This is a genomic window from Mycetocola sp. JXN-3 (assembly GCF_014522285.1).
GTDB lineage: Bacteria > Actinomycetota > Actinomycetes > Actinomycetales > Microbacteriaceae > Mycetocola > Mycetocola saprophilus.
The window spans coordinates 1,248,684-1,274,562 of the sequence record NZ_CP041635.1 but is presented as its reverse complement, the minus strand read 5'-3'; the positions used below and the strand labels follow the sequence as shown (position 1 = coordinate 1,274,562).

Here is a 25,879-nt window from a genome sequence, read left to right as displayed (position 1 = left end):
GAACCGCTCGCTGTCAAGTAGTACGCCAACCGATATCTCGATCAGGAGCGAGACTACCGGTGATGCGATAGTGACAGCATAGGGTTTCACCGGCGACAGGCTACGATTCCGAGGAGAGACCCCTCATCGCGTCGCCCAGATCTGGCTGAGAACGGCCACCGGTGAGTGGGCGGTCCGAGGGGGCACCATCCGCCGAGCCGGACGCATCCACAAAACGAGTCTGCACCCCGATTCCACGCCAATTGAGCGCGTGGACGGTCATGACCGAGGCACGCGCGGGGGCGACGGCGAGATCGTTGTCAATATCTATGCCCGGGGTCCTCGTGGGTGATCTGGGGCCGAGGCAGCGATGGCAGCGCTGCGCGCAGGGCGAGCGGATGCCACGCGTGCAGTCATCGCTTTTCGATAAGCAGATGAGGATGAGTGAACGGTGCGCTACGAACGCACATCGGGGAAACTTCCCGGTCCATTCACCATCCGAGCGTAAAACTAGACCCAAAGGTTCTCGTCTGGCGTAGTGGCGTCGGCGTACCATCGATGTATGCCCCAGGACCCCATTGATCGTCTTCGCGCCCTGGCTCCTCGGCTGGATGATTCCCTTGAACAGCCGCAGCTGAACGAGGCGCGGGCACTCGTGGCTCAGATCGAACAGCCTCTCAGCCGCGAGGATATCGATACCCTCCTGGAGCTGTTGCCCGCCGAGGGTGATACCGCTCACGGTCTGAACTGGGACATCCTGCACCTCATCGAGGCCGCGCCGCTCTGGCCGGTCTGGGAGCTTCTCAGCGACATCGACCACAGATGGGTGGAGGTCTTCATCGCCCGCATCCGTAACGGCGACTGCGCGCCGCGGGGCTGAGCATCGTCCTGGAAGCTATGCCATAGCGATACCGTCGGCGCAAGAGCCGAGGTCCCGAGCTCGCTACTTCGCCGCCGATGCCTCGCGTGAGATCTCCTTCGCCACGACCTCACCACCGCTGGTGAGCAGGGCGCGCCGCCAGGGCAGGGTTCCCTCGATCTCGATCTGGATCGACATGCTCAGAATGGTTCGGATGATCACGATGAGGCCCAGCACGGCGGCATCCTCGAGCGAGGGAGCTGACAGTGTGTGGATGATGTCCGCCGCCACAAATACCTCGAGGCCCAGCAGGATCGATCCCCCAATGGTGGTGCGCAGGGTCTGGAAGGCGGCCGTACCCCCGGCACCGCGGCGCAGCGCTCGCGTGGCCAGCACGGCGGCAATCACGAACCCGACGACCACCACGCAGACACCGATGACTTCAATTACCTTAACGACAATCTCAAACAGCGACTCAGCGATCATGAGCACAGTATAGGGGTCGGCATCGTTGCGGGTCACCCCGCGACGAACGTAGAATTAGCGTTTCTGCTAACACCTCGGGGAGAAGTGCGACCCCCTGGTCGTGATGCTCTCCCACACAATCTCAATACCGAAGCGAAGGCGAGGCGCAGCACCCCGCGCACCGGCGGCAGCGGTTCACTCTCTCAATCGGAGTGGTCTGCCAGCGCCTCGACCGCTCCGGAGACGACCTGCCAGCGGTCATCGAGCACTCGCCACTCTCGATGCCAGGTGAGTCGCACGCTCACCGTTCCCTCAACGGCGCGAAGCACCGCATTGGCGACGGTTTTTGTGCGCCCTCCGTCGTCATCCTCCGTTGATTCACGGCTGAGCACGTCAATCTTCTCGAACGAGGTGGCGCCGGTGCGGTGGGCCTCAAGGTCGGCCTGCTTGGTCAGGACCGCACCGTCTGGGCCAATGAACGTCAACTGGTCGGAGATAAGCCGGTCAAGCGCCACAAGGTCGCTCGTTCGCATCGCATCGAGCAGTTCCGTCTCGGTGTCGTCGATTGTTCGGCCTGCACCGTCTCGCGTACTCATGAGCCGAGATTATCACGCATCACCGGTATGGCCCCGGCGTCCGCACGGAAACCGAGAAAGCGATCGACAGAGGCACACGGCGGAAGCAGGAGCACTCAACGCACCAACATCACGAGAACTCACACACCGAGCATTCACAGGCGCGAGAGACCTCTCGCCCGCCAGGAGCTCAGATCAACGAGGAACTCAGGTCAGCGAGGAACTCAGGTCAGCGTTTTCGTTGGCACCGCGGGCAGAAGTGCGATCCCCGGTTCATGAAGCTCTCCCGCACAATCTCGCCGCCACAACGCGGACACGCCTTACCCTGCTGGCCGTAGGCGTTGAGAGAGTGGGCGAAGTAGCCCGAGTTGCCGTTGACGTTCACGTACTGCGCGTCAAAGCTCGTACCGCCCTCGGCGAGGGCGCGGCGCAGCACACCGCGTACCTGCTCCAGGAGGTCGCGGCGGCGCGTGAGCGGAATACCGGCGGCCTGGCGGTCATAGTGCAGGCGAGCGGCCCACAGCGCCTCGTCGGCGTAGATGTTGCCGATGCCGCTGATCAGCGTCTGATCCAGCAGCGCGCGCTTGATACCCGTGCTGCGGCGGGCCAGGCCAGCGAAGAATGCGGCATCGTCGAAGTGCGGGTCCAGCGGATCGCGCGCAATGTGGGCCGCGGTGCGCGGGATCCACGCACCGGGTTCAAACGCTCCCCCGAAGCCCGCGGGCCGGGCGTCCGCGGTGGGAACAAGCGAGTCGATCATCATGCCGCCAAACAGGCGCTGATCCACGAAGTTGAGCCACAGCTCGCCGTGTTCGGGATGCTCCAGGGTCAGCCGAATCCGGGTGAGCTTATCGTCACGTCCGGGCTCGCGCAGCAGCATCTGCCCACTCATCCCGAGGTGGGCGGCGAGCACATCGCCACCGGCGAGCCCGTCCCCGCCTGCCAGAACGTCCCTGCCGGACAGAACATCGCTGCCGGACAGCACGTCCCCGCCGGACGGCACATCGCCGCCGTCCGAGGAACCGGCCGGCACGTCCGCTTCCCTCGAGGATCCCGCCAGCGGGAACCACAGGTACTTCCCGCGCCGCACGGCCCCGCGAAGCCGCGCGCCGGTGAGCAGGGTGGCAAAGTCGCCGCGGATCGGATCGTGGCGCTTCAGCGCACGATGATCCAGCACCTCCACACCGGAGATGATCGCACCGGTCACCGCGGGCTCCAGGCCCGCGCGCACCACCTCAACCTCGGGCAGCTCGGGCACGCTACGCCTTGTTCAGGTTGGTCCAGGCCTCCAGCGCGGCAGCCATCTCGGCCTGCTTCTTGCTGGTGCCCGATCCGGTTGCGCTGACCAGGGTGCCCACGATCACGGTCGCGGTGAAGACGCGGTTGTGGTCGGGACCGGTCGAGGTCATCTCGTAGCGCGGCGGCTCCTGCTGACGCGCGGCGGCAATCTCTTGCAGCGCGGTCTTCGGGTCGTGCGCGGCGCTCATCCGTTCGGGATCGGCCAGCAGCGGGCGGATCAGACGTAGAACGAGCGCCTCGGCCACCTCGATGCCCTGATCCAGGTAGACGGCACCAAAAATCGCCTCCATGGTGTCGGCAAGGATCGAAGACTTATCGCGTCCCCCGGTGCGCTCCTCGCCGCGACCCAGCTTGATGAAACGCCCCAGGCCCAGCTCACGCGCCACCTTGGACAGCGCGACCTCGGACACCACGGCGGAGCGCATCTTCGCGAGCTCCCCCTCGGCGTGATCGGGGTATTCGCGGTACAGCTCGGCCGTCATCGACAGGCCCAGCACCGAGTCACCGAGGAATTCCAGGCGCTCGTTATGCGGGGTTCCACCGTGCTCGTAGGCGTAGGAGCGGTGGGTCAGGGCAAGATCAAGAATCTCCGGCTTAACCGAGACACCGAGGATCGCTTCGAGCGATCCTCGGTGTACCCGAGAGCCTGAATCCTTCACGGAGTCAGTCACAAAAAACCGGCTTAGACGTCGGCGACCTTGCGGCCCTTGTACTCCAGGAACAGCGGGGTTCCGGCGGAGTCGGTGACAACCTTGGCCTGGTGCGGCAGGCTGTAGGTAACCTTGCCGTTTTCAACGGTCTTCACGAGTGCGGGGGCCTGAGCCTTCCACTGCGAACGACGGGAGTTGGTGTTGGAGCGCGACATCTTCCGCTTGGGAACAGCCATGACTTATCTCTCTTCTGTGTTTCCGGCGTCCGGAGTGCCGGCGCCCTGGTCTGGGGAAAACTCCGCGAGCGCGGCCCAACGAGGGTCAACGATTTTACGGGGTTCATAGTCCGGAATATCTGCCAGACGCTCGCCAGTCTCGGGGTCGAGACCGGGGCAGTCTGGCCGGCAAACCGGCTGAAACGGCAGTGACAAAACCACTGCATCTCTGATCAGAGGTTCAAGATCCACGTGGTCATCGTGAACCTCATGTTCGGAGGCTTCATCACTAGAGTACGCGAAAAGCTCGGCAAATTCGACTTCGACAGGCTCAGTGAACTCATCCAGGCATCGTCCGCACTCGCCGACGGCCTCGGTTTCGACCTGCGCCGTCACATAAATACCCTCGTGAACGGACTCGAGTCGGACCTGAACACTCAGCTCTTTCCCGGCCGGAACCACCATCAAACCCTCACCGAACTGCTCCGGTAGGGCGAGGGTGATTTCCTGCTCCCGCATTTCTCCGGGACGACCGTGAAGGTCTCGAACATTGACCGCAAGCGGTCCTTTTTTCACGTATCTCACGTCAGGAAGTCTACAGGCTGAATCCCCCGATGGGATCCCGGTTCGCCCCGAGCTTCCCGGATGTGGCACCCGGTGGACCTCCGCGGCTCGATCCGGGTCGCGGAGGGAGGATCCGGCACCTCCCATCCGGATCTCCAGAATGGGCCAGTCTCGCGAGCGGCGAATTTTGGTTCCCCGCACCCCGATCGGCGTGTCGCAACCCGGCGCTGCGCGCAGACACCCGGGTGGGCAACGCGAGGGGCCCTAGGAGCTCGCCGGAAGCTCCCGCGTCAGCGAGGTCACAATCTCCGCCGCCGGGGCCACCCGCACGCCCTCGAAGCCCGCACCGGCCCACAGGTGAAGCTGCTCGGGGTCGGCCTGCGCCGCCGCCTGGGCGCGCACCCCCGCGGTGAGAAAGTGCAGGGCCGGGTACATCGTGGGGGCGTGATCGGAAAACGCCTCGGTGAACCGGTTACTCACGGCTCGCGCGGTACGCCCGGTGAAGGCGCGGGTGAGGACCGTGGCGCGATGGCGCAGATCCTGCAGGGCCGCCAGATGGGCGGGCTTGGTGCCCGCCTCGGTCGCCCCGAGGAACAGGGTGCCCACCTGAGCGGCGGTCGCGCCGGCCGCCAGGATGTCCCGCACGTCCGCGGCATCGGCGATCCCACCGCCGGCAAAAATCGGCTGGTCGGACCGGGATCGGGCGTAGCGGATCAGCTCACGCAGGTCCTGATCGTCGGCGTCTTCTCCGTCGATTCCGAGCACGGTGGCGCGGTGCCCGCCCGCTCCCGGCCCCTGAATGCTCAGCACGTCGGCTCCGGTATCGAGCACGGCATCGATGCCCTCGCGGGAGGTAGCCCCCAGCACCACGCGTTTACCGGCGGACTGGAGGCGCTCGATAACCTTCGGATCCGGATACCCAAACGTGAATGAGACGAAGGCCGCCTCGCTGGCCAGGGCGAGGCGCACCTTCTCGGCGTAGTGATCGTCGGACTGCTGCGGCGTCTCAGGCAGCAGGACCGGGTCGATCCCTCCCCCGGCCAGCAGCTGCTCCCGATAGGCCGCGTAGACGGCCGGGTCGATCCCCGGGTCGGCCTCATTCGGGGCAAAGATGTTGATGCCGAAGTGGCGTCCGCTCAGCTGTTCCAGCTGGGCACTCAGCGCATCCGGGCTCAGGTACCCGGCGGCCACAAAGCCCAGCCCGCCGGCCTCGGCCACCGCGGACACCAGGGCCGGGGTGCTCGGGCCGCCGGCCATCGGCGCGGCGACGATCGGAACCGAGAATCCCAGCTGGGTCAGCGCGACGGACATCGCGGGTTCCAACTACCGGACGTCGACCGCATGCGGCGCGGTCAGGAAGCGTGCCACGGCACCGGGCACATACGGCGCGATATCGCCGCCGAGGGCCGACACCTGGCGCACCAGCGAGCTGGACACGTGCGCGTGCGCGGGGTTGGGCAGCATGAACACGGTTTCCACCCCGGCGAGGTTGCGGTTGACGATCGCCATCGGCGTCTCATACGCCACGTCGATCTGCGAGCGGATACCCTTCACGAGCACCTGCGCGCCCACATCGGTCACATAGTCGACCAGCAGGCCCATGCTCCAGGAGGCCACCACGATATTGGTGGGGGCACCGTCCTCGGCGAGCGAGGTTTCGATCAGGGACACCCGCTGGGCGATCGGCAGCAGCGCCGTCTTGCCAGGGTTATGCACAACCAGCACGTGGACCTCGTCGTAGAGGCCCGCCGCACGGATAATCACATCCAGGTGCCCGAGGGTAACGGGGTCAAAGGATCCGGGGACAACGGCAATCCGCTTCATGACTTCACCCTATCGGTCACCCCTCCCCCAAACACCAGTAACCATCAGGGAACTCTCAGATGTCGCCGGATGTTTCCCCGGATGGTGAAACGTTACGGCTAGTTCTTGGCGAGGGCGGCGCGGGCCGCGGCATCCACTTGGCGATCCAGCGCCTCGCGCAGCAGCGGCTGATCGGTCAGCTCGGGATCGGTGCCCACCAGCAGGTCGGCATCCTCACGGGCGCGCTGAATAATCTCGGCGTCATCCACCACGCGCAGCAGCTTGAGCGAGGAGCGGCCGCCCGACTGCACGCTGCCGAGCACGTCGCCCTCGCGGCGCAGTTCGAGGTCGATGCGGGCCAACTCGAACCCGTCCTGAGTGGAGGCCACGGCCTCGACACGCTCGCGCGCGGTGGTTTCATGCGGGGCCGCGGTGACCAGGAGACAGAGTCCGGGAAGTCCGCCTCGGCCGACGCGTCCGCGCAGCTGGTGCAGCTGGGAGACGCCGAAGCGGTCGGCATCAAGAACGACCATAGTGGAAGCATTGGCCACATCCACACCCACCTCGATGACGGTGGTGGCCACCAGCACGTGGATCTCCCCCGCCTGGAACGCCCGCATGGTGGCGTCCTTCTCATCGCCGCTCATTCGGCCGTGCAACGGTTCGATGCGCAGGCCCGCGAGCGCCGGGGTCTGGCGCAGCTCGGCGAGCACGGTCTCCACCGCGGCGCGGGGACGCGGCGGTCCCTCGCCCGGGGCGGGCTCGGGAGTCGGCTCGGGTTCGGCGCTCTGCCGCGATCCGCGACCGCCGGTGGTGGGTACCGCGTGAACGTCCTCGGACACCCGCATCGGCGCGCGCCGACCGGTTTTCGCCGGGGCCGTCTCGGGCGCGGGCGCAGGTTCGGCGGCCGGATCGGGATCGATCGCCGGACACACCACAAAGGCCTGCCGTCCGCGGGCGATCTCCTCCCCCATCCGTTCCCAGACCCGGCCCATCCAGCCCGGACGATCCGCCAGCGGCACCACAAACGACTCGATCGGCTGCCGTCCGGCGGGCAGCTGCGCGATCGTGGACACGTCGAGGTCACCAAACACGGTCATCGCGACCGTGCGCGGGATCGGGGTGGCCGTCAGCACCAGCGTGTGCGGCGGACGATGGCCCTTCTCACGCAGGGTCTCGCGCTGATCCACGCCGAAGCGATGCTGCTCGTCCACCACCACGAGGCCCAGGTCAAAGAAGTGTACGTTATCGGAGAGCAGCGCGTGGGTGCCGATGACGATCTTGGCAGCGCCCGAGACGACCCGCAGCAGGGCCTTTTTGCGCTCGGACTGCGGCATCGATCCAGTGAGCAGCGTGGGCATCAGCTCGGCCGAGAGGTCGGGACCGAGGGAGTTGACAATTGAGCGCAGGTGCTGCGCCGCCAGCACCTCGGTGGGTGCCAGCAGGGCCGACTGGCCCCCGGAATCGGCCACCGCGAGCATCGCCCGCAGCGCCACCAGGGTCTTACCGGAGCCCACCTCACCCTGCACCAGACGGTTCATCGGGGCCACCTGGGCGAGGTCGTGTTCGATCTCCCCGGCGACGGTCTGCTGATCCTCGGTGAGCGAGAACGGCAGGCCCGCGTCGAGCCGGTCACGGTATCCGCCGGGGGTCGCCTGGCGGATCGTGGTGGGGTGCACGCGGGCACGAGCCCGCTGCTGGAGGAGCGCCGCCTGGAGCAGGAACGCCTCGCGATAGCGCAGCGTGTGCCGGGCCTGCTTCCAGTCGGCATCCTGTTCGGGACGGTGAATCAGCTCGACGGCCTTGCGGTAGGAGAGCAGGCGCTCTCGCTCGCGGACCGAGGCGGGCACCGCGTCCTCGAGCGGTGGCAGTGCGTCCAGCACCACCTCGATGGCCTTGGCTACCTGCCAGCTGGCCACGGTTGCGGTGGCCGGGTAGATCGGAATGGGCTGGTTTGCCCAGCGGTTCGCGCTGGCATCCCCGGCATCCAGGGCGCGCTCGGCCGGGTCAAAGAGTTCATAGTCGGGATGCGCGAGCTGCCGCGTGCCTCGGTAGTCACCAACCTTGCCGGCGAAGATCCCACGGGCACCGGGCACCAGGTCTTTCGCCCGCCAGGCCTGGTTGAAGAAGGTGAGGACCAGGACGCCGCGCCCGTCGGTGATCTTCACCTCGAGGATCGACCCGCGGCGCGCACGCATCGTGCGCTCGCGCACCTCGACCACGTCGGCGACAATGGTGATCGATTCGCCCAGCGGCAGGCTGTCCATCGCGGTCAGCTCGCCGCGCTTGGCGTAGCGGCGCGGATAGTGGCTGAGGAGGTCCGAGACGGTGTGCACGTCAAAGGCACGCTCAAACGCGGCGGCCGTGCGGCCACCCAGAACCCCGTCGAGGCGGGCGTCAACGGCGGAGACACTCATGCTCCCAGTCTATGGCGAGCCGCCGACACCGGCGGACGACGGGCACGTCGGCCCGCTAAACTTGCCGGGTGACTCGTATCGTTTCCGGCCGCGCCGGCTCCCTGGCCCTCAAGGTTCCCTCCGCGGGTACCCGTCCCACCAGCGACCGCGTGCGCGAGGCCCTGTTCTCGGCGCTGGAATCGCGCGGCTACCTGGAGGATGCCCACGTCCTGGACCTGTTTGCCGGATCCGGTGCGCTGGCCCTCGAGTCGATCAGCCGCGGGGCCGCGAGCGCGGTGCTGGTGGAAAAGGCGGCCTCGGCCGCCAAGATCTGCACCCAGAACGCCAAAGCGCTGACCCAGGCCCTCGGCCGGGCCGACATCCGCGTCGTGGTGCGCGGGGCCCAACCCTTCGTGGATGAGGGTTCCGAGGACTACGATCTGGTGTTCATCGACCCGCCCTATGACTACACCGAGGACGAGCTCACCGCGCTGCTCGCCGCCCTGCCGCGCCGCCTCCGGGAGGATGCCCTGGTGGTCGTTGAGCGCTCCACCCGCTCCCCTGAGCCCACCTGGCCCGCGGGCATTGAGCGATTCGTGCAAAAGAAGTACGGCGAAACCACCGTGTGGTGGGCCGAACCCACGCGCTAGACCCCGCGCGGCGAGCTAGAGAAGCAGATAGCCAGAGAAGCGGAAAGCTAGACGCTGGTGAGTTCCCGCGCCGGCGCATCAAAGCGCGCACCCTGGGTGCGGGCGCCGACACTCGCCATGCAGAGGATCAGCGCCGCGGCGACCACGGGCAGGATGAACGGGTGCACCGCGTGGGTGGACATCTCCGCACAGGTCACCACGATCCCGCCGACCAGGGCCGAGAGACCCGCGGCGACTCCGCGACGAACACCCATCCGGCGTCGACGGAGCGAGGCCCACGCCGCATAGCCGGCCAGGAAGGCGGCGATCCCGGTAATGGCGCCCACGAGCGCTCCACCCGAAGTGTCCCAGTGGGTCAGCAGCCGGGCAGGATCGGGCAGGGCAACCAGAATGGCCCCCAGACAGGCCCCACACACCATCGCGATCAGGCTCGCGGCAATGATTCGTGTTGCGGACATGTTCCCCCGAATTCTGTCCCGCCGATTGTCCGGCGCGGCCGGTGTCATCCCCACCAAAATACCGCATGTGATGTGGGATGGCTAGCCGGGCCGATCCGTGACCGGGTCTAGCCGAGCCGTCCGTCCCAGGTTGTGTAGGGGTCCCAGCCGAGCTTCCCGGTCAGCGGTGCCCCGTCGCGCATGACCCCCATCCCCGCCCGCACCACGCCGATCGCCCGGAACGGTTCGGGCAGGGCCAAGGCCGCGGGGAACGTGGCCAGCAGCGCGTGGTCCTCGCCGCCTCGCAGCGCCCGCTCCAGATTGGGTTCGGCAGCAAAGGCCGCCGAGTCCAGGTCCAGTGCTACGCCGCTGGCGCGGGCAATTCGGGAGGCGTCCAGGGCCAGCCCGTCGGAGACATCCATCATCGAGGTGGCCCCGGCCAGGGCCGCCGCAATACCCGCGGAAATCGGCGGATTTGGCGCGAGTTGGGCGGCGACCAGCTCGGGTTCCCGGGCACGGAGCGCGGCGGTCGCCTCGGCATCGGGGACCCCGGCGGCATCCACGCCCTCGGCAAACAGAAGGTCGAGCCCATGGGCGGCCCGCCCGGCGTCCCCGGCCAGCGCGATGATGTCCCCGACCCGGGCACCCGAGCGCAGCACCGGTTCGCGATCCTCGAGGTCGCCAAACGCGGTGATCGCGATCGTAAACGTGTCCGAGACCGAGAGGTCCCCGCCCACCACCGCGCAGCCCGGGGCAAGCTGCGCGCAGGCGGCGCTCAGCCCGTCGGCGAGACCCTCCAGAGCAGTGAGTTCGGTGTCGGCGGTGGCGGCCAGGGCGACCACCAGCCCGGTGGGACGCGCGCCCATCGCATACACATCGGCGAGGTTGGTGACCGCAGCCTTCCACCCCAGCTCAAACGGTGTGTGCCAGGCCCAGCGGAAATCCGGGCCGTGGATCATCATGTCCGTGGTCACCACATAGCGATCCCCGTGCTGAACCATGACCGCGGCATCGTCGCCGGGGCCCACCTCGGCACTCCGCGCGGCGGCATAGCGCGGCAGCAGACGGTCGAGAATCTCGGCCTCGCCGGCATCACGGACGCGGCGCGGAACACTGGATGCGGGGGTTTCGGGCATGAGTCCACGGTATCGGGTCTGCCCCGGGCGAGCTGAACGGCGCGGCGAGGGTTCCACGGTAACCTGGAGGGACCATGTCTGTCGCCTCTCGCTCCGTGCTCACCCTGATCGCCGTGGGCGTTGCCGCGCTCACCCTCACCGGCTGCGTGCAGGAGGTCCCGATGGAACCCGCCGCGGATGCTAACAACCCGCACTGCGCCGATATCACCGTGACCCTGCCGGATAAGCTGGCCGGCCTGGACAAGCGCCGCACCAATGCGCAGGCAACCGGTGCCTGGGGCGATCCGGCGGCCGTGCTGCTGCACTGTGGGGTGACCCCTCCCGCCCCGACCACCGACCGCTGCGTCACCGTGGACGGCGTGGACTGGGTCTTTGACGATTCTCAGGAAAAGGACGAACTCTTCCGTTTCACCACCTACGGTCGCGTTCCCGCCGTCGAGGTGTTCATCAGCTCCAACCCCGACAAGGGCGGAGTCTCGGGCACCGCGGTGCTCTCGGATCTGGGTTCCTCGGTCGGACGTCTCCCCCAGGTCAGCAAGTGCCTGAACGTCAGCGAGGTTCGCTAGCGCGAAAACCCGGACCTCAAAGCTCGTGGCGGCCTCGGCGCTAGACCCCTCAGCCCCGAACCGAACAGGTGACTCCCCGAGAAACCTACCGCCCCGAACCGAACAGGCGACGCCAGAGTCCAGATCCCGGCTTGACCGAGCCCGTGCCGAGCGGTGCAATCTCGCCGGTTTCCCCGTGCTCACTCTGCGGCTCATCCGAGGCGGTGGTGAGGTGCGGGGCAATGTCGCGCGGGTCCATGGTGCCCTCGATGACCCGCTTGACCTGCTGCACGATCGGCATTTCCACGCCACTCGCGGCGGCGATTTCCAGCACCGGGGCGACCGAGGCGAGTCCCTCGGCGGTCTGCTGCATCTGCTTAACCACGGAGGCCAGCGAGTATCCCTGACCGAGCAGGCGTCCGGCGGTGTTGTTGCGTGAGAGCGGGCTCTGACAGGTGGCGATCAGGTCGCCAAGGCCGGCCAGACCCGACAGGGTTTCCGCGTGGGCACCCTGCGCCACGGCGAAGTCGGTCATCTCGACCAGGCCACGGGTGATGATCGACGCCTTGGTGTTCTCGCCGTAGCCCACACCATCCACGATGCCGATGGCCACCGCGATGAGGTTCTTCAGGACCCCACCAAACTCGGTCCCGATCACGTCGGTGTTCACAAACGTGCGGAAGTAGCGGTTGCGCGCGAGCAGCGCGACCTCCTGCGCGGTCTCCAGTGAGACCGAGGAGATGACCGCGGCGGTGGGCTGTTCCTTGGCGATCTCCATCGCCAGGTTGGGCCCGCTGGCCACGGCCACCCGTTCGGGCTCGATTTCCAGGCACTGTTCGATGACCTGGCTCATCCGCAGACCGGTCTGCTTCTCCACGCCCTTCATCAGCGACACCACGATGGTGTCGCGCCCCAGCAGCGGCTTGATCGCGGTCAGGTTATCCCGCAGCGCCTGCGAGGGCACGGCGATGAACACCACGGCCGCACCGGTGATGGCGGCCTTGAGGTCCGAGGTTGCACGCAGGTTCGCCGGCAGTGTCACGCCGGGCAGATACTCGGCATTACGGTGTTCGCGATCGATGGCCGCGGCGGCCTCGGCGCGCCGCGCCCACATGTACACATCCGCCCCGCCGTCGGCGAGGATCTTCGCAAACGTGGTTCCCCAGCTTCCCGTGCCCAGCACGGCTACTCGGGTGGGGGCGGTGGTACTACGCTTCGTCAAAACGACCGGTCTCCGTCTGATTGTGTTTGCTCGGGTCCCAGCGCTCGGCCGGGGCTTTTTCATCCCGCAGGGTCTCCAGCAGTTCGGTAACCGCGTCCATGACCTTATCGGTGGCACCGTGCAGCACGGCCGAGTCCTGCTGCTTGCCCAGGAACTCGTCAAGATTGACCGGATCACCGATCACAATTTTGATGTTCTTGCGCGGGAACAGCGAGATCTTCTTGCCGTACCGCGGCATGACCTGCTGGGTTCCCCAGTGCGCCATCGGGTACACCGGCAGGTTGTGGGTCAGCGCCATCCGGGCCACGCCGGTCTTGCCACGCATCGGCCACAGGTTCGGCTCGCGGGTCAGCGTGCCCTCGGGATAGATGATCACGCCCTGCCCGGTCTCAACCAGCCGTCCGGCGGCGGAGATCGGGTCGTTGCCGCGGGTGGAGCCCATCCGCTCGACCGGAATCTGACCGGCCGAGCGCAGGATCCAGCCCAGCACCGGGTTCTTGAAGAGCCCGGCCTTGGCCATAAATCGCGGGGCGCGACCGATCTTCCAGACGGCCAGGGCCACCACGATCGGATCGATCTCCGAGTAGTGGTTGGGGGCCAGGATGAACGGGCCGGATCGCGGCAGCTTATAGGCATCGCGAATATCCAGCCGGAACAGCGGAACCGTCAGCGGCTTCACGATCGCCGCGAGCGGCCACAGGAATGAGGGCCGAGACTTCTCCGGCGACTTCTCAAGCTTGCGACCCTCGGGGTCACGGTTTACGCGGGTAACGCTGGTCACGAATCTAACCTACGCCTCGAGGGTGAAGTTTGCGCCCAGCGCGGTCAGCTTTTCGAAGAAGTTCTCGTAGCCGCGGCTGATGATGCCCACGTTGGACACCCGCGAGGCACCCTCGGCGCTCAGCGCGGCGACCACGTGCGAGAAGCCTCCCCGCAGGTCGGGGACCGCGATGTCCGCGGCTCGCAAGGCCGACGGACCCGAGATCACGGCGGAGTGCTGGAAGTTACGCTGACCGAAGCGGCAGGCCTGCGAGCCCAGGCACTCACGGTGCACCTGGATGGTGGCACCCATCTCGATCAGGGCGTCAACAAAGCCGAAGCGCTGCTCGTACACGGTCTCGTGCACGATCGACACACCGGTGGCCTTGGTCAGCGCGACAACGAGCGGCTGCTGCCAGTCGGTCATGAAGCCGGGGTGCACGTCGGTCTCGATGATGACCGGGTTCAGCGGGGTACCGGGGTGACGGAAGCGAATGCCGTCATCCTGAATCTCGAACACGCCACCCACCTTGCGGAAGACGTTGAGGAAGGTGCCCATCTCGGCCTGCTTGGCTCCGGCGACGAAGATGTCACCCTCGGTGGCCAGCGCGGCGGCGGCCCAGCTGGCGGCCTCGTTGCGGTCGAACAGTGCGCGGTGGGTGTACCCCTCCAGGCGGTCCACACCCTCGATGCGGATCACCCGGTCGGTGTCCACGGAGATGACCGCACCCATCTTCTGCAGGATGTTGATCAGGTCCATGATCTCGGGCTCGATCGCCGCGCCACGCAGCTCGGTGGTGCCCTGGGCACGCACCGCGGTCAGCAGCACCTGCTCGGTGGCACCAACGCTGGGGTAGGGCAGCTCAACCTTGGTGCCGCGCAGACGCTGCGGGGCCGAGAGGCGGATGCCGCTGGGGAGCTTCTCGACGATCGCACCAAATTGGCGCAGCACGTCGAGGTGGAAGTCGATCGGACGGTCGCCGATGCGGCAGCCACCCAGGTCGGGGATGAAGGCCTCGCCCAGACGGTGCAGCAGCGGTCCACAGAACAGGATCGGGATGCGGCTGGAACCGGCGTGGGCGTTGATCTCGGCGAAGTGAGCGGATTCGACCGCCGACGGGTCGAGGATGAGCTCGCCATCCTCGTCCCCGTCGGTGATCTTCACACCGTGGGCACCCAGCAGGCCACGAACCACCCGAACATCAGAGATCTTCGGGACGTCGCGCAGCGTGGACGGGGTCTCCCCCAGCAGGGCCGCAACCATCGCCTTGGTGACGAGGTTCTTCGCGCCGCGCACCTGAACACGACCGTTCAGCGGCGTGCCGCCGGTGATCGTGATGGTGTCGGCGGCCATGCCAACGCTTGCGCCGGCTCGTGCGGCATCCTGAAGGAGAGAGTTCACCCGGTGTGTCCGTCTATTCTGTGGGCGCTCCCGAGGGAGCGGGGATCGGCAGCGTCTTCGGTCGCCAGGAAGCCCTGGTTTCCTCAAACGTCGAAATCTGAGTTTCGTTGCGCAGGGTCAGGCCGATGTCGTCCAGACCTTCACGCAGTCTCCACCTAGTGTAATCATCAACCTCGAAGGGAACGGTCAGCGCGCCGACGGTGGCCGTTTTCGCTTCCAGATCAACCGTCATGTTAATGCCGGGGGTTTCCTCCAGGATGGCCCAGATCGCCTCCAGGTCCTCCTCGGAGATGACGGCCGCCAGCAGCCCCTGCTTGCCCGAGTTTCCGCGGAAAATGTCCGCGAAGCGGGGGCTCAGGACCACCTTAAAGCCGAAGTCGCGCAGCGCCCAGACGGCGTGCTCGCGGCTGGATCCGGTCCCGAAATCGGCACCCGCAACCAGGATTTCTGCGCCCAGGTAGGGCTCCTGGTTCAGGACAAACTCGGGGTCGGTGCGCCAGCCCGCAAACAGGGCGTCCTCGAAGCCGGTCTTGGTGACGCGCTTGAGGTAGACGGCGGGGATGATCTGGTCGGTATCGACGTTGGAGCGCTTCAGCGGAGCGGCGATCCCGGTGACGGTTTCAAACTTATCCATGGGGATACTCCTTACTTAGCGACGGCCAGATCGGCCAGGTCGGAGGGGCTGGACAGGGTGCCGCGAATCGCGGTGGCGGCGGCCACCAGCGGGGACACCAGGTGGGTACGGCCGCCCTTACCCTGACGGCCCTCGAAGTTGCGGTTGGAGGTCGACGCGCAGCGCTCGCCCGGGGCCAGCTGGTCCGGGTTCATGCCCAGACACATCGAGCAGCCGGCGAAGCGCCACTCGGCACCAAACTCCTTGATGACCTTGTCCAGGCCCTCGGCCTCGGCCTCGATGCGCACGCGGGCGGAGCCGGGGACCACCATGACACGCACGCCCTCGGCCTTCTTCTGTCCCTTGATGATCGAAGCGAAGGCGCGCAGGTCTTCGATCCGCGAGTTGGTGCAGGAACCCATGAACACGGCGTCCACCGGGACCTCCTTGAGCGGGGTGCCCGCGGTCAGGTCCATGTACTCCAGCGCACGCTCGGCGGCGGCACGCTCGTTGGGGTCGGCGAAGTCGGCGGGGTTAGGTACCGGGTCACTCAGCGAGGCACCCTGGCCGGGGTTGGTGCCCCAGGTCACGAAGGGCTCCAGGGCATCGGCGTCGAGGAACACCTCGGCGTCATAGACGGCGCCCTCATCGCTCGGCAGGGTCTTCCAGTAGGCCACGGCCTCGTCCCAGTCGGCACCCTTGGGGGCGTGAACGCGACCCTCCAGGTAGTCGAAGGTGGTCTGGTCGGGAGCGACCATACCGGCGCGGGCACCGGCCTCGATCGACATGTTGCAGATGGTCATGCGACCCTCCATCGACAGCGCACGAATCGCACTACCGCGGAACTCCAGGACGTAGCCCTGACCGCCGCCGGTACCGATCTTGGTGATGATCGCCAGCACGATGTCCTTGGCGGTCACGCCCGGGCGCAGGGTGCCCTCGACATTGATCGCCATGGTCTTGAAGGGCTTCAGCGGCAGCGTCTGGGTGGCCATGACGTGCTCCACCTCGCTGGTTCCGATACCAAATGCCATGGCACCAAATGCGCCGTGGGTCGAGGTGTGCGAGTCGCCACAGACGACGGTGATGCCGGGCATGGTCAGGCCCAGCTGCGGACCCACCACGTGAACGATGCCCTGCTCGATGTCACCCAGCGAGTGCAGGCGCACCCCGAACTCGGCGCAGTTCTTGCGCAGGGTTTCGATCTGGGTGCGGCTGGTGAGGTCGGCGATGGGCTTATCGATCGCCCAGGTCGGGGTGTTGTGATCCTCGGTGGCGATGGTCAGGTCGGGGCGACGCAGCTGACGACCGGCCACGCGCAGACCGTCAAAGGCCTGGGGGCTCGTGACCTCGTGCACCAGGTGCAGGTCGATGTAGATCAGGTCGGGGGTGCCGTCCTCACCCTTGGCGACGAGGTGGTCATCCCAGACCTTCTCGGCCAGGGTACGGGGTTTGGTTGAGGTGCTCATTGTGGGGTGCTTTCGCTTGGGAACTACTGTGGGGTGACCGGAGGGCGACGATGCGACTCCGCGACGAGGGTTCCGATTCTGCTAAACCTCGTCGCGGCGACGAAGCAGGAGACCGGTGGTGGGGACAGTGATCAACAAATTAGCCACGGGACACCAGCCGAATCGTGTCGGCGAGGATCTCCCCCGAGATGCGTCCGGCCGCGTCGGCATCCCGGCGCTCGATGGCTCGGACGATGCCGTGATGACCCTCGGTGTGCTCGGCCAGGATGTCATCGCTCAGCTCGAACTCGACCACGTCGGCAAACGCGTCGGCCAGGCGCGAGGCCAGGGCGTCAAACACGTCTACCAGGACGCCGTTTTTGCTGGCGACCAGGATGGCCCGGTGGAAATCAAAGTCGATCGCGACAAACGCGGGCGAGCCGGAGGCATGGGTGTCGCGCTCGCGCAGCAGGGCGTCCAGCGCCTCCACTTCGGCGTCGTCGCGATTCTCGGCGGCCAGGCGGGCGGCGTGAGTTTCCAGCGCGAAGCGGGTGTTCAGGACATCCAACAGCGAGGCCGCGGACAGGCGGCGTTCGAGCGAGGCCAGCGGTGTGCTCGCGGCCACGAAGACGCCGGAGCCCTGACGGCTGACCAGCAATCCCTCGGCGGCCAGCGCGCGCACGGCCTCGCGGATCGTGGTGCGGCCCACGCGGAATGACTCGGTCAGCTCACGCTCGGTGGGCAGCTTGGTTCCTACCTCGAAGGTGCCGGCGGCCAGAGCCTCGCGCAGCTGGGTCGCGACGCCGTCGGCCAGGGACGCGCGCGGGGCGGGTTGCAGGGTGCTCGGCATCACGTCTCCTTTCGCCGGTTTTGCTCGGGCTAGTTTTGCTTGGGCCGGATCTTCTCGAACCAGTTTTACCTGGACCAGTTTCTCTCGGCCACTTCACCAAAGTTGTCTGTTGACCTGTCTAATGTAACCCGATTTGCCCGGGGTGTCGAGCAAGGTGAGCCTTACCCGCCCGGCGTCGGTGGCTCGCGCTAGCGTGAACCCATGACCGTTCAGACCGAGACCTCCTCCCGAACCTTCACCGGCCGCGTGTTTATCGCGGCCAGCATCGACGGCTTTATTGCCCGACCCGACGGCGACATTTCCTGGCTCGAGGAGGTCACGCCCGCGGCCGAGCACAGCCCCGCGCGCTCCGACGAGGGAGCCATCACCGACTACGACGCCTTCATGGCCTCGGTGGATAGCCTGGTGATGGGCCGCGCCACCTATGAGAAGGTCCTCACTTTCGGCTTCTGGCCCTATCCCGACCACCGCGTCATCGTGCTGAGCTCGACTCTGACCACGGATGACCCCAACGTGACCGTCGCTCGCGACCTGGACGAGGCGCTGGCGCTCCTTGCGACGGCCGGATCGCGCGGCGTCTACGTGGACGGCGGCGGCGTCATCCGCTCGTTCCTGAACCGCGACCTGATCGATGAGATCACCATCACCCGCATCCCGGTCATCCTGGGCTCGGGACTCCCCCTCTTCGGCACGGGCCTTCCCGAGGCACGCCTGGAGCACCGCGGCACCGCGGTGGCCGAGAACGGCTTCGTCACCTCGAGCTATCGAGTGCTGAGGTAGGGACAACTGACGCCTTTGCTCGAAGCTTTCTAACGCTCGAGTCTGACACCTGGGTCTCGAGAAATGTAGTCGAGCGCATCGATCAGAAGCGGGCTAGCAAGCAATTCTTCAGTCTCATGCCATCGGGCCAACCAGGGTGCAAGGTTTGGAGCCACAGCAGACACTAAAGCCCTCACGTCTTCAAGGATTAGCCCGGGTGATCGCCTCACCTGAGCCGTTCCATCACCGAGGCCTGGCATTGGAAAACCGAAGACAACCGGCTCGCAGTGACTTATTCGATTTCTTGCCCAGTTAACCCTCTGAGCGATACGCGCAATCTCTCGTCTCGGTAGCGGAAACACCGATTTCAGTGCGGGCTCCCACAGAACACGTGCATAGCTCACAGACGATCCATCCTCACGATTCTCGCCTGCTCCGAGAAGATTCACCCAGGTGCCCAGCATGACGTTGGCAATGATCTTTCCCGGTGGAGCCCGGAGCCCCGAGATCAGGGCCGCTCGGTCAAATGCGCGTCGACCGGAGGCATCAAGTAGATCGTGGCGGAGCTCGAACCAGTCGTCCCCATAGTGCGCAGCGAGTGCTCGATGGATGCCCTCACGAAGTGTCACCTCTGCAAGACGGACTGCGGCATGTAGATGGGCTGCCAGTTCGGAATCGAGGACGTACAAGGACATCGCCGCGCGCTCCCCTGACGAAGCCGCACGGAATCGACGTAATCTCTGTTTGGCCAGGCTACGAATCATGGCCGACTGCTCGACCTGAGAGAGTTGTGGAATCATGCATTCGAGCCTAGGCTGGAGACATAGTCCCCCGGCAAAGGCCGCAGTGGGTTTGGAAGCCGCCGTAGATCATCGATCACGGCGGCTTCACCTTTTCTCCACGTCGACTTCGGCGTGAACTCAATGAAGTCTGCATCGGGACACACCACGAGTGCTGCAATGTTTCCCCCACCCACACCGCCGCGGACATCGCGGGCATCCGCCGCATTGGTTGCGCGACTGGGGATTGTGCAGGGCAAACGCTTTACGAAGGCTCACTCGCTTCGTAACATTTCCCCCGCGGATGGAATGAAATCGCCCATATCGCGGTTATTTCGAGTCATAACACCGACTTTTCGACATAATCTGTCATCGGTTGGGCGATGCTCGTCCCGACCGGGAAAATGGAAAAAATGACCCCCGCAGATATCTCCACCGTTGACGCCGCGGCCGCCCTCGAGGGCTGGCACCGCGCCCGCACCGCCTACGTGACCGGCGCCCACGGCCCGCTCTCGCTGGTGTTCACCCACTGGGGTCAGGCCGGAGAAGAACCCGTGGCCGAGGATGTGGCCCGCGCCGGCTGGCCCGCCCACGTCATCTTCAGCCGTCTGCAGCGCGACAACATCGACAACGGCGAGCTTGAGCACGGCTACCGCATCTGGGACACCCAGTCCCCCGCTCAGCAGGCGTTCCAGGGCATCGGATCCTACGGGTTCAACCCCGAGTGGATCATCGACGCCGAGTTCGAGTACGTGGACGAGTCCCGCTTCATGCCGTTCGAGCACCTGCGCGACTCCGGTGCCACCCGCGGCCTGCCCGTCTCGGGCGACATCGTGTTCACCCTGAACGGTGTCGAGCACCGCCTGGCCGCATTCGATGCCGGAGACAAGCTGCAGCTCGTCTTCGCCGACGCCACCAGCCGCACCGACACCTATGCTTCGGGCCGCTTCCTGTTCATTCCGCGTCCGGACGTCTCGGCGGATCAGACCCCCGGCACCCGGTTCCCGGTCACCCTGGACTTCAACCACGCGGTGGTTCCGCCCTGTGGATTCTCCAACCAGATGAACTGTCCGCTGCCTCCGGCCAGCAACCGCTTCACCGAGGCCATCACGGCCGGTGAGAAGAAGGTCATCTGGACCGAAGGTTTCTCCCTCTAGCCCCACCCTGGCTCGGCCGAATTCTGCCGCGTCCCCCGGGCGCGGCAGCTTTCTGCGCCCAAGATTTATCCCCTCCCCATCCTCCACAAGGAGCAATCACCATGTCATCTACCCGACGCCCCCGCCTGTTGGTGGGCCTGGCAGCCCTCGCGATCTCCGCGATTGCGCTGACCGGCTGCACCAGCAACGCCGGCTCCGGTACGTCCGGATCCGATAAGTCCCCGATCAACGTAGGTTCGATCTACGAGCCCACGAGCCTCGACCCGATCAAGGGTGGCTCCTCCGGTATCACCGAGGCCTTCACCGGCAACGTCTACGAGGGCCTGTTCCGGATCACCGACGACGCCAAGGTTGAGCCCCTGCTCGCCACCGGCTACAAGGTCTCCGAAGACGGCCTCACCTACACCTTCCCGCTGCGCGAGGCGACCTTCCACTCTGGTGACCCGGTCACCGCCGAGGACGTGGTCTTCAGCCTCAACCGCATCCTGAGCCCCGAGTCGCTCGGTGCCCGCAAGAAGCAGCTCTCGGTGATCTCCAATGTGGTTGCCACCGACCCCAAGACCGTGACAGTGACCCTGTCGAAGAAGTCCTCGAGCTTCGTCTACAACCTCGGCTACGTGTGGATCATCAACCACAAGGCCAAGGACCTCACCAGCACCGAGGACGGCTCGGGTCCCTACACCCTCGCCGACTACCGCAAGGGTTCCTCGATTTCGCTGAGCCCGTACGCCAAGTACTGGGGCGACAAGCCCAAGAACGCCGGGATCGAGTTCCACTACTACACCGACCCCACCGCGCTGAACAACGCGCTGCTGACCGGACAGGTGGACGTGATCACCGGTCTGACCAGCCCGGACGCACTGCCCCAGTTCGAGAAGTCGGGCAAGTTCAACATCATAGAGGGCACCTCGACCACCAAGGAACTGCTCGCCTTCAACGACCGGGTTGCCCCGTTCGACAACGTGCAGGTCCGTAAGGCCATCTACTCGGCCATCGACCGCAAGAAGCTCCTGGAGAGCATCTGGGACGGCCGCGGCCAGCTGATCGGTGCCATGGTTCCCCCGTCCGAGCCCGGCTACCTGGACCTCAAGGACAACAACCCCTACGACGTCGACCTGGCCAAGAAGCTGCTGGCCGAGTCCGGTCACGCCGACGGATTCTCCTTCACCCTGGACACTCCGGACTCCGGTGTACACCCCACCGTGGCCGAGTTCATCAAGGGTGAGCTGGCGAAGATCAACATCGATGTGAAGATCAACCTGATCACCGATGACAAGTGGGCCGAGAAGGTCTACGGCGCTCACGACTTCCAGGCCACCATGCAGGACCACGTGAACGACCGCGACATCTACTTCTACCAGAACCCCGATTTCTACTGGGGCTACAACAACGCCGACGTGCAGAAGTGGCTGGACGAGGCCGAGGCCGCCGCTACTCCGCAGGAGCAGTCGGACCTGATCGCCAAGGCCAATAAGCAGATCTCCGATGATGCAGCCAGCGTCTGGCTGTACCTCAACCCGCAGCTGCGGGTTGCAGCAAAGGACATCAAGGGTGTGCCGGTCAACGGCATGAACTCGCTGTTCTATGTGAGCAAGATCACCCGCGGCTAGGATTTCCTCATCGGATCCTATCTGCTGCGACGAACGGGACTGTTGCTGCTGAGCCTTGCGCTCGCGGTGACGGTCCTGTTCGTCGTGCTTCGACTGCTCGGTAACCCCGTCTATGCGCTGATTAACCTCGAGGCCACGCCCGAGGATATCCGCGCGGCCTCGGCGGCCCTGGGTGTTGACCGCCCCATCTTTGTGCAGTTTGCCGACTACATCGGCGGGCTGTTCCGCGGCGACCTCGGCACCTCCTTCAGCTCGCACCTGTCCGTATCCGACGAGATCCTGCGTCGCCTCAACGTGACCGTGCCGCTGACCCTGATCTCCTTCGCCCTCTCGGTGATCATTGCGATCCCGGTCGGGTTCATCGCCGCCTGGAAGTCCCGCACCTGGTACGGCACCGCGTTTTCAGCGCTCAGCCAGCTCGGCGGCGCGATCCCCGTGTTCTGGGTGGGTATCCTGCTGGTCACGCTGTTTGCGCTGAACCTCGGGGTGCTGCCGGCCGGCGGATTCCCGCGCCAAGACTGGGCCGATCCGCTGGATGCGCTCACCTCGCTCACGCTGCCGGTGCTGACCATCGCGATCGTGTCCGGTTCGGAGCTTGCCCGTTATGTACGCAGCGCAACCCTCGACATCCTCGACCGCGACTATCTGCGCACGGCCCGCGCCCTGGGCCAGCCGTTCTCCACGGCGCTCTGGAGGCACGCGCTACGCAACGGAATCGTCCCGGTGATCTCGATCCTGGCGATCCAGCTGGCCACCACCTTTGTGGGCGCGGTCGTGGTGGAGAACGTCTTCGCCCTGCCCGGACTCGGTGACATGCTGATCGCCGGAATCCGCCAGCAAGACTTCCCCAACGTTCAGGGAGTACTCCTGTTTTCCACCGTCCTGGTCCTGGTGATCGGCTTCCTCGGCGACGTGCTGCAGCGCCTGCTTGATCCGCGCCTGCGCTCCTCTCTCTCCGGCAACCGCCGCGTGAAGGCCTCCGCATGAGCGCGGTAAGCGGCTACGCCCGCGCTACCCACGCCTTCCTCAGCCGGCCCGGCAACCGAAAGGCCTCCGCATGAGCGCGCTGAGCGGCTACGCCCGCGCTACTCATGCCATCTACAGCCGGCCCGGCAGCCGAAAGGCCTCCGCATGAGCGCCGTGATGACCCAGGGGGCCACCGTCCGCGGGTCGCGGCGACGTGCGCTCGGCTCGATCAACCTCGTGGTGGGCGGAATCCTGCTCGGGATCATCGTACTGGCCGCAATCGTCTCGATCTTCTGGACCCCGTTCGATCCGGCCGACACCACCGGTGGACGCCTGGCCGATCCCGATGGCACCCACTGGGCCGGCACCGACAAGCTCGGCCGCGACGTCTTCACCCAGCTGCTGATCGGTGCTCGCCTGGCAATCACCGTGGGGATCGGCTCGGTCCTGATCGCCGCGGTGCTCGGCATCCTGATCGGTCTGCTCGCCGGATTCTCCACCCGCTGGGTGGACGATGCCCTCACCAGCCTGCTGGATATCGCGATCGCCTTCCCCACCCTGCTGCTGGCGATGCTGATCGTCGCCTGGCGCGGTGCCTCGCTGGATTCGGCCATCATCGCGATCGGGCTCGCCGGTTCCGCGGTGATCGCCCGACTGACCCGCGTGGTCACCCAGCGCATCCTCGCGCAGGACTATGTGACCGCCGCGCGGATCGCCGGAACCAGCACGCTCGGTATCGCCCGGGAGCACGTGCTGCCGAACCTCTGGCCCACCCTCGTGGTGCCCGCGGCCCTGCAGTTTGGGGGCGCGGTCCTCGCCGAGGCCTCGCTGTCCTACCTGGGACTGGGATCGCCGCCGCCGAACGCGTCCTGGGGACGCCTCTTGCAGGAGGCCCAGGCCACCGTAACCGTGGCGCCGCTCAGCGCGATCCTGCCCGGCATCCTGCTTGTGATCACCGTGGTGGGCGCGAACCTGCTCGCCGACGGCCTGCGTGAAAAGCTCGACCCAACCCTGCGGAGGGCCCAGTGACCGCACTCTCAGTACAGAACCTCTCGGTCCAGACCGAGGACCAGCGCGCGCTGGTATCCGATGTCTCGTTCGAGTTGCCCGCCGGGCAGCGCCTCGGCATTATCGGCGAGTCCGGCTCGGGCAAGAGCCTCACCTCCCTCGCCGTCCTCGGCCTGCTGCCCTCGGGCCTGCGCGCCTCGGGGAGCATCCGCCTGGGTGACACCGAGCTGGTGGGTGCCTCGGCACGCACCCTCAATGGCGTGCGCGGATCGGGGATCGCCGCGGTCTTCCAGGAGCCGCTAACCGCACTGGATCCGCTCATGCGGATCGGCAAGCAGCTCGCCTGGCCGCTCTCCCATCACCGCGGACTGCGTGGGGATGCCCTGCAGAGGGCGATCATCGAGGCACTGTCGGCGGTCGCGCTACCCAACCCTGAGAAGATCGCCCGGTCCTACATTCACGAGGTCTCCGGTGGGCAGCGCCAGCGGGTGGCCATCGCCCTCGCCCTGGCCTGCGACCCCGACATCCTGATCGCCGACGAGCCCACCACGGCCCTCGACATCAGCGTGCAGGCCGAGATCCTCGACCTGCTGGACGGCGCCGTGCGTGAGCGCGGGATGTCACTGCTGCTGATCAGCCATGATCTGGCCGTGGTGTCCCAGATGACCGAACAGTTGCTGGTGCTGCGCGGGGGCGAGAGCATCGAGCAGGGCCCGACCCGGCAACTGCTCACCGCCCCGGAGGCCGACTACACCCGACTGCTGGTGAACACCGCCCGCAGCCTCGAAGCCTACCTGCCCGAGGTGTCCGCGCTACCCAAGGCTCCGGTGCCGCTCGATGACCCCGCGCGTGCCGACGACACCGCACAGTCTCCGGGCAACCCGCCCGGCCACGTCGACCCGCACACGAACCCGGTGGAGAACCAGGCATGAACGAATACCTGCTCGCCGCGGACAACGTGGACTTCCGCTATCCGGGCCGAGACACCAACACCCTGCACGGCATCACCCTGGCCCTGCGCCGCGGCGAACGCGTAGGCTTGGTCGGCGAATCGGGCGCGGGAAAATCAACCATCCTGCGCCTCCTCCTCGGGCTGGATGCCCCCACCGGCGGGGCCGTGCGCTTCCAGGGCGAGCCGCTCAACCTGCGTGATCGCGCCGGGCTGCGCGGATTCCGGAGCGCGGTACAGAACGTGTTCCAGGATCCCTACGGTGCCCTGGATCCGCGCGCCACCGTGGGACGCACCATCACCGAGCCCCTGCGCTCCCTGGGGATCGAGCGCGACCGCGAGGCCCTGAAATCCCGCGTCGCCGATCTGCTGGCCGCCGTGGATCTGCCCGCCGATGCCGCCGACCGCTATCCGCACGCCTTCTCCGGCGGGCAGCGCCAGCGGATCGCGATCGCCCGCGCCCTGGCTCCCAACCCGCGGCTGATCCTCGCCGACGAGCCGGTGTCGGCCCTCGACATGTCGGTTCGCACCCAGATCATCGAGTTGCTGCGCGGCCTCGGCCGGGCGGATGCGTCGGTTCCGGATGAAAACCAGACCGGACTCCTACTGGTCTCCCACGACCTCAGCATCGTTGCCGCGCTCTGTGATCGCGTGGCCGTGCTGCAGGACGGACGCATCGTCGAAGAGGGCCACACCTCCGAGGTTTTGGCGAATCCACAGCACCCCTACACTCGCACCCTGCTGGCGGCCATCCCCCGCCTGCCCCGCGTCGAAGGCTAGTCCG

General features: G+C 66.4%; 27 protein-coding genes. 10 read left to right on the top strand and 17 right to left on the bottom strand.

Annotation, left to right across the window (positions count from 1 at the left end):
* Positions 1-541 precede the first annotated feature (541 nt).
* Entirely contained in the window at positions 542-859 is a 318-nt protein-coding gene (locus tag C7C57_RS05860) for a hypothetical protein (RefSeq protein WP_187977935.1), read from the top strand.
* 63 nt (positions 860-922) lie between these two features.
* On the opposite strand, the gene C7C57_RS05855 is transcribed toward C7C57_RS05860, so the two are convergent.
* From C7C57_RS05855 to C7C57_RS05815, 9 genes are all read right to left on the bottom strand, one after another.
* Positions 923-1,324, bottom strand: coding sequence for a DUF1622 domain-containing protein (locus tag C7C57_RS05855; protein ID WP_187977934.1), 402 nt, complete (start codon positions 1,322-1,324; stop codon positions 923-925).
* 182 nt (positions 1,325-1,506) lie between these two features.
* On the bottom strand, positions 1,507-1,899 hold the full coding sequence (locus C7C57_RS05850; RefSeq protein WP_187977933.1) for a nuclear transport factor 2 family protein: 393 nt from the start codon (positions 1,897-1,899) through the stop codon (positions 1,507-1,509).
* Positions 1,900-2,107: 208 nt separating this feature from the next.
* Positions 2,108-3,136 (bottom strand): bifunctional DNA-formamidopyrimidine glycosylase/DNA-(apurinic or apyrimidinic site) lyase, encoded by a 1,029-nt coding sequence (mutM, locus tag C7C57_RS05845; RefSeq protein WP_187977932.1) that lies wholly within the window; start codon positions 3,134-3,136, stop codon positions 2,108-2,110.
* Position 3,137: 1 nt separating this feature from the next.
* On the bottom strand, positions 3,138-3,848 hold the full coding sequence (gene rnc, locus C7C57_RS05840; protein WP_187977931.1) for a ribonuclease III: 711 nt from the start codon (positions 3,846-3,848) through the stop codon (positions 3,138-3,140).
* Positions 3,849-3,859: 11 nt separating this feature from the next.
* The gene (gene rpmF / locus C7C57_RS05835; protein ID WP_030148676.1) at positions 3,860-4,063 is read right to left on the bottom strand and encodes a 50S ribosomal protein L32; all 204 of its coding nucleotides are present in this window, start codon (positions 4,061-4,063) and stop codon (positions 3,860-3,862) included.
* Between the two features lie 3 nt (positions 4,064-4,066).
* Positions 4,067-4,561, bottom strand: a complete 495-nt coding sequence (locus C7C57_RS05830; protein ID WP_051701566.1) for a DUF177 domain-containing protein — start codon at positions 4,559-4,561, stop codon at positions 4,067-4,069.
* 309 nt (positions 4,562-4,870) lie between these two features.
* Positions 4,871-5,917 carry a nitronate monooxygenase family protein gene (locus C7C57_RS05825; RefSeq protein WP_187977930.1) on the bottom strand — a complete coding sequence of 349 codons (1,047 nt, stop codon included), beginning with the start codon at positions 5,915-5,917 and terminating at the stop codon, positions 4,871-4,873.
* A gap of 12 nt (positions 5,918-5,929) precedes the next feature.
* On the bottom strand, positions 5,930-6,430 hold the full coding sequence (gene coaD, locus C7C57_RS05820) for a pantetheine-phosphate adenylyltransferase (protein WP_187977929.1): 501 nt from the start codon (positions 6,428-6,430) through the stop codon (positions 5,930-5,932).
* A gap of 98 nt (positions 6,431-6,528) precedes the next feature.
* Positions 6,529-8,826, bottom strand: coding sequence for an ATP-dependent DNA helicase RecG (locus tag C7C57_RS05815; RefSeq protein ID WP_255505786.1), 2,298 nt, complete (start codon positions 8,824-8,826; stop codon positions 6,529-6,531).
* A gap of 68 nt (positions 8,827-8,894) precedes the next feature.
* Between C7C57_RS05815 and rsmD the strand changes: the two genes are divergently transcribed.
* Entirely contained in the window at positions 8,895-9,455 is a 561-nt protein-coding gene (rsmD, locus tag C7C57_RS05810) for a 16S rRNA (guanine(966)-N(2))-methyltransferase RsmD (RefSeq protein WP_187977928.1), read from the top strand.
* A 47-nt stretch (positions 9,456-9,502) separates the two neighbouring features.
* On the opposite strand, the gene C7C57_RS05805 is transcribed toward rsmD, so the two are convergent.
* Together C7C57_RS05805 and thiL are read right to left on the bottom strand one after the other, a co-directional pair.
* A complete protein-coding gene (locus C7C57_RS05805; RefSeq protein ID WP_187977927.1) occupies positions 9,503-9,913 on the bottom strand; it encodes a hypothetical protein in 411 nt (136 codons plus the stop codon).
* Between the two features lie 107 nt (positions 9,914-10,020).
* Positions 10,021-11,028 (bottom strand): thiamine-phosphate kinase, encoded by a 1,008-nt coding sequence (gene thiL / locus C7C57_RS05800; protein WP_187977926.1) that lies wholly within the window; start codon positions 11,026-11,028, stop codon positions 10,021-10,023.
* A gap of 74 nt (positions 11,029-11,102) precedes the next feature.
* On the opposite strand from thiL, the gene C7C57_RS05795 reads away from it, so the two are divergent.
* Positions 11,103-11,594: a DUF3515 domain-containing protein gene (locus tag C7C57_RS05795; protein ID WP_187977925.1), complete on the top strand. Its 492-nt coding sequence runs from the start codon at positions 11,103-11,105 to the stop codon at positions 11,592-11,594.
* Positions 11,595-11,679: 85 nt separating this feature from the next.
* Here the strand turns inward: C7C57_RS05795 and C7C57_RS05790 are convergent, their stop codons facing one another.
* From C7C57_RS05790 to C7C57_RS05765, 6 genes are all read right to left on the bottom strand, one after another.
* Complete coding sequence (locus tag C7C57_RS05790) at positions 11,680-12,756, bottom strand: NAD(P)H-dependent glycerol-3-phosphate dehydrogenase (RefSeq protein ID WP_370581449.1); 1,077 nt, start codon at positions 12,754-12,756, stop codon at positions 11,680-11,682.
* Positions 12,757-12,781: 25 nt separating this feature from the next.
* Positions 12,782-13,576, bottom strand: a complete 795-nt coding sequence (locus C7C57_RS05785) for a 1-acyl-sn-glycerol-3-phosphate acyltransferase (RefSeq protein ID WP_043321522.1) — start codon at positions 13,574-13,576, stop codon at positions 12,782-12,784.
* A gap of 9 nt (positions 13,577-13,585) precedes the next feature.
* Positions 13,586-14,956: a UDP-N-acetylglucosamine 1-carboxyvinyltransferase gene (gene murA, locus C7C57_RS05780; RefSeq protein WP_030148665.1), complete on the bottom strand. Its 1,371-nt coding sequence runs from the start codon at positions 14,954-14,956 to the stop codon at positions 13,586-13,588.
* A 13-nt stretch (positions 14,957-14,969) separates the two neighbouring features.
* The gene (gene leuD / locus C7C57_RS05775; RefSeq protein WP_030148664.1) at positions 14,970-15,590 is read right to left on the bottom strand and encodes a 3-isopropylmalate dehydratase small subunit; all 621 of its coding nucleotides are present in this window, start codon (positions 15,588-15,590) and stop codon (positions 14,970-14,972) included.
* A gap of 11 nt (positions 15,591-15,601) precedes the next feature.
* Positions 15,602-17,038 (bottom strand): 3-isopropylmalate dehydratase large subunit, encoded by a 1,437-nt coding sequence (leuC, locus tag C7C57_RS05770; RefSeq protein ID WP_187977923.1) that lies wholly within the window; start codon positions 17,036-17,038, stop codon positions 15,602-15,604.
* 139 nt (positions 17,039-17,177) lie between these two features.
* The gene (locus tag C7C57_RS05765) at positions 17,178-17,867 is read right to left on the bottom strand and encodes a FadR/GntR family transcriptional regulator (RefSeq protein WP_030149583.1); all 690 of its coding nucleotides are present in this window, start codon (positions 17,865-17,867) and stop codon (positions 17,178-17,180) included.
* Positions 17,868-18,068: 201 nt separating this feature from the next.
* On the opposite strand from C7C57_RS05765, the gene C7C57_RS05760 reads away from it, so the two are divergent.
* The 7 genes from C7C57_RS05760 (at position 18,069) to C7C57_RS05730 (ending at position 25,875) form a co-directional block, all read left to right on the top strand.
* Positions 18,069-18,647, top strand: coding sequence for a dihydrofolate reductase family protein (locus tag C7C57_RS05760; protein ID WP_187977922.1), 579 nt, complete (start codon positions 18,069-18,071; stop codon positions 18,645-18,647).
* A gap of 1,171 nt (positions 18,648-19,818) precedes the next feature.
* Positions 19,819-20,562 (top strand): DUF1684 domain-containing protein, encoded by a 744-nt coding sequence (locus C7C57_RS05755; protein ID WP_255505785.1) that lies wholly within the window; start codon positions 19,819-19,821, stop codon positions 20,560-20,562.
* Between the two features lie 101 nt (positions 20,563-20,663).
* Entirely contained in the window at positions 20,664-22,172 is a 1,509-nt protein-coding gene (locus tag C7C57_RS05750) for an ABC transporter substrate-binding protein (RefSeq protein ID WP_187977920.1), read from the top strand.
* Between the two features lie 9 nt (positions 22,173-22,181).
* Complete coding sequence (locus C7C57_RS05745) at positions 22,182-23,159, top strand: ABC transporter permease (RefSeq protein ID WP_187978288.1); 978 nt, start codon at positions 22,182-22,184, stop codon at positions 23,157-23,159.
* 144 nt (positions 23,160-23,303) lie between these two features.
* Positions 23,304-24,167, top strand: a complete 864-nt coding sequence (locus tag C7C57_RS05740; RefSeq protein ID WP_030148656.1) for an ABC transporter permease — start codon at positions 23,304-23,306, stop codon at positions 24,165-24,167.
* Positions 24,164-25,078: an ABC transporter ATP-binding protein gene (locus C7C57_RS05735; protein WP_187977919.1), complete on the top strand. Its 915-nt coding sequence runs from the start codon at positions 24,164-24,166 to the stop codon at positions 25,076-25,078. Before C7C57_RS05740 ends, C7C57_RS05735 begins: the two co-directional genes overlap by 4 nt.
* Positions 25,075-25,875 carry an ABC transporter ATP-binding protein gene (locus C7C57_RS05730; RefSeq protein WP_187977918.1) on the top strand — a complete coding sequence of 267 codons (801 nt, stop codon included), beginning with the start codon at positions 25,075-25,077 and terminating at the stop codon, positions 25,873-25,875. Before C7C57_RS05735 ends, C7C57_RS05730 begins: the two co-directional genes overlap by 4 nt.
* Positions 25,876-25,879 lie beyond the last annotated feature (4 nt).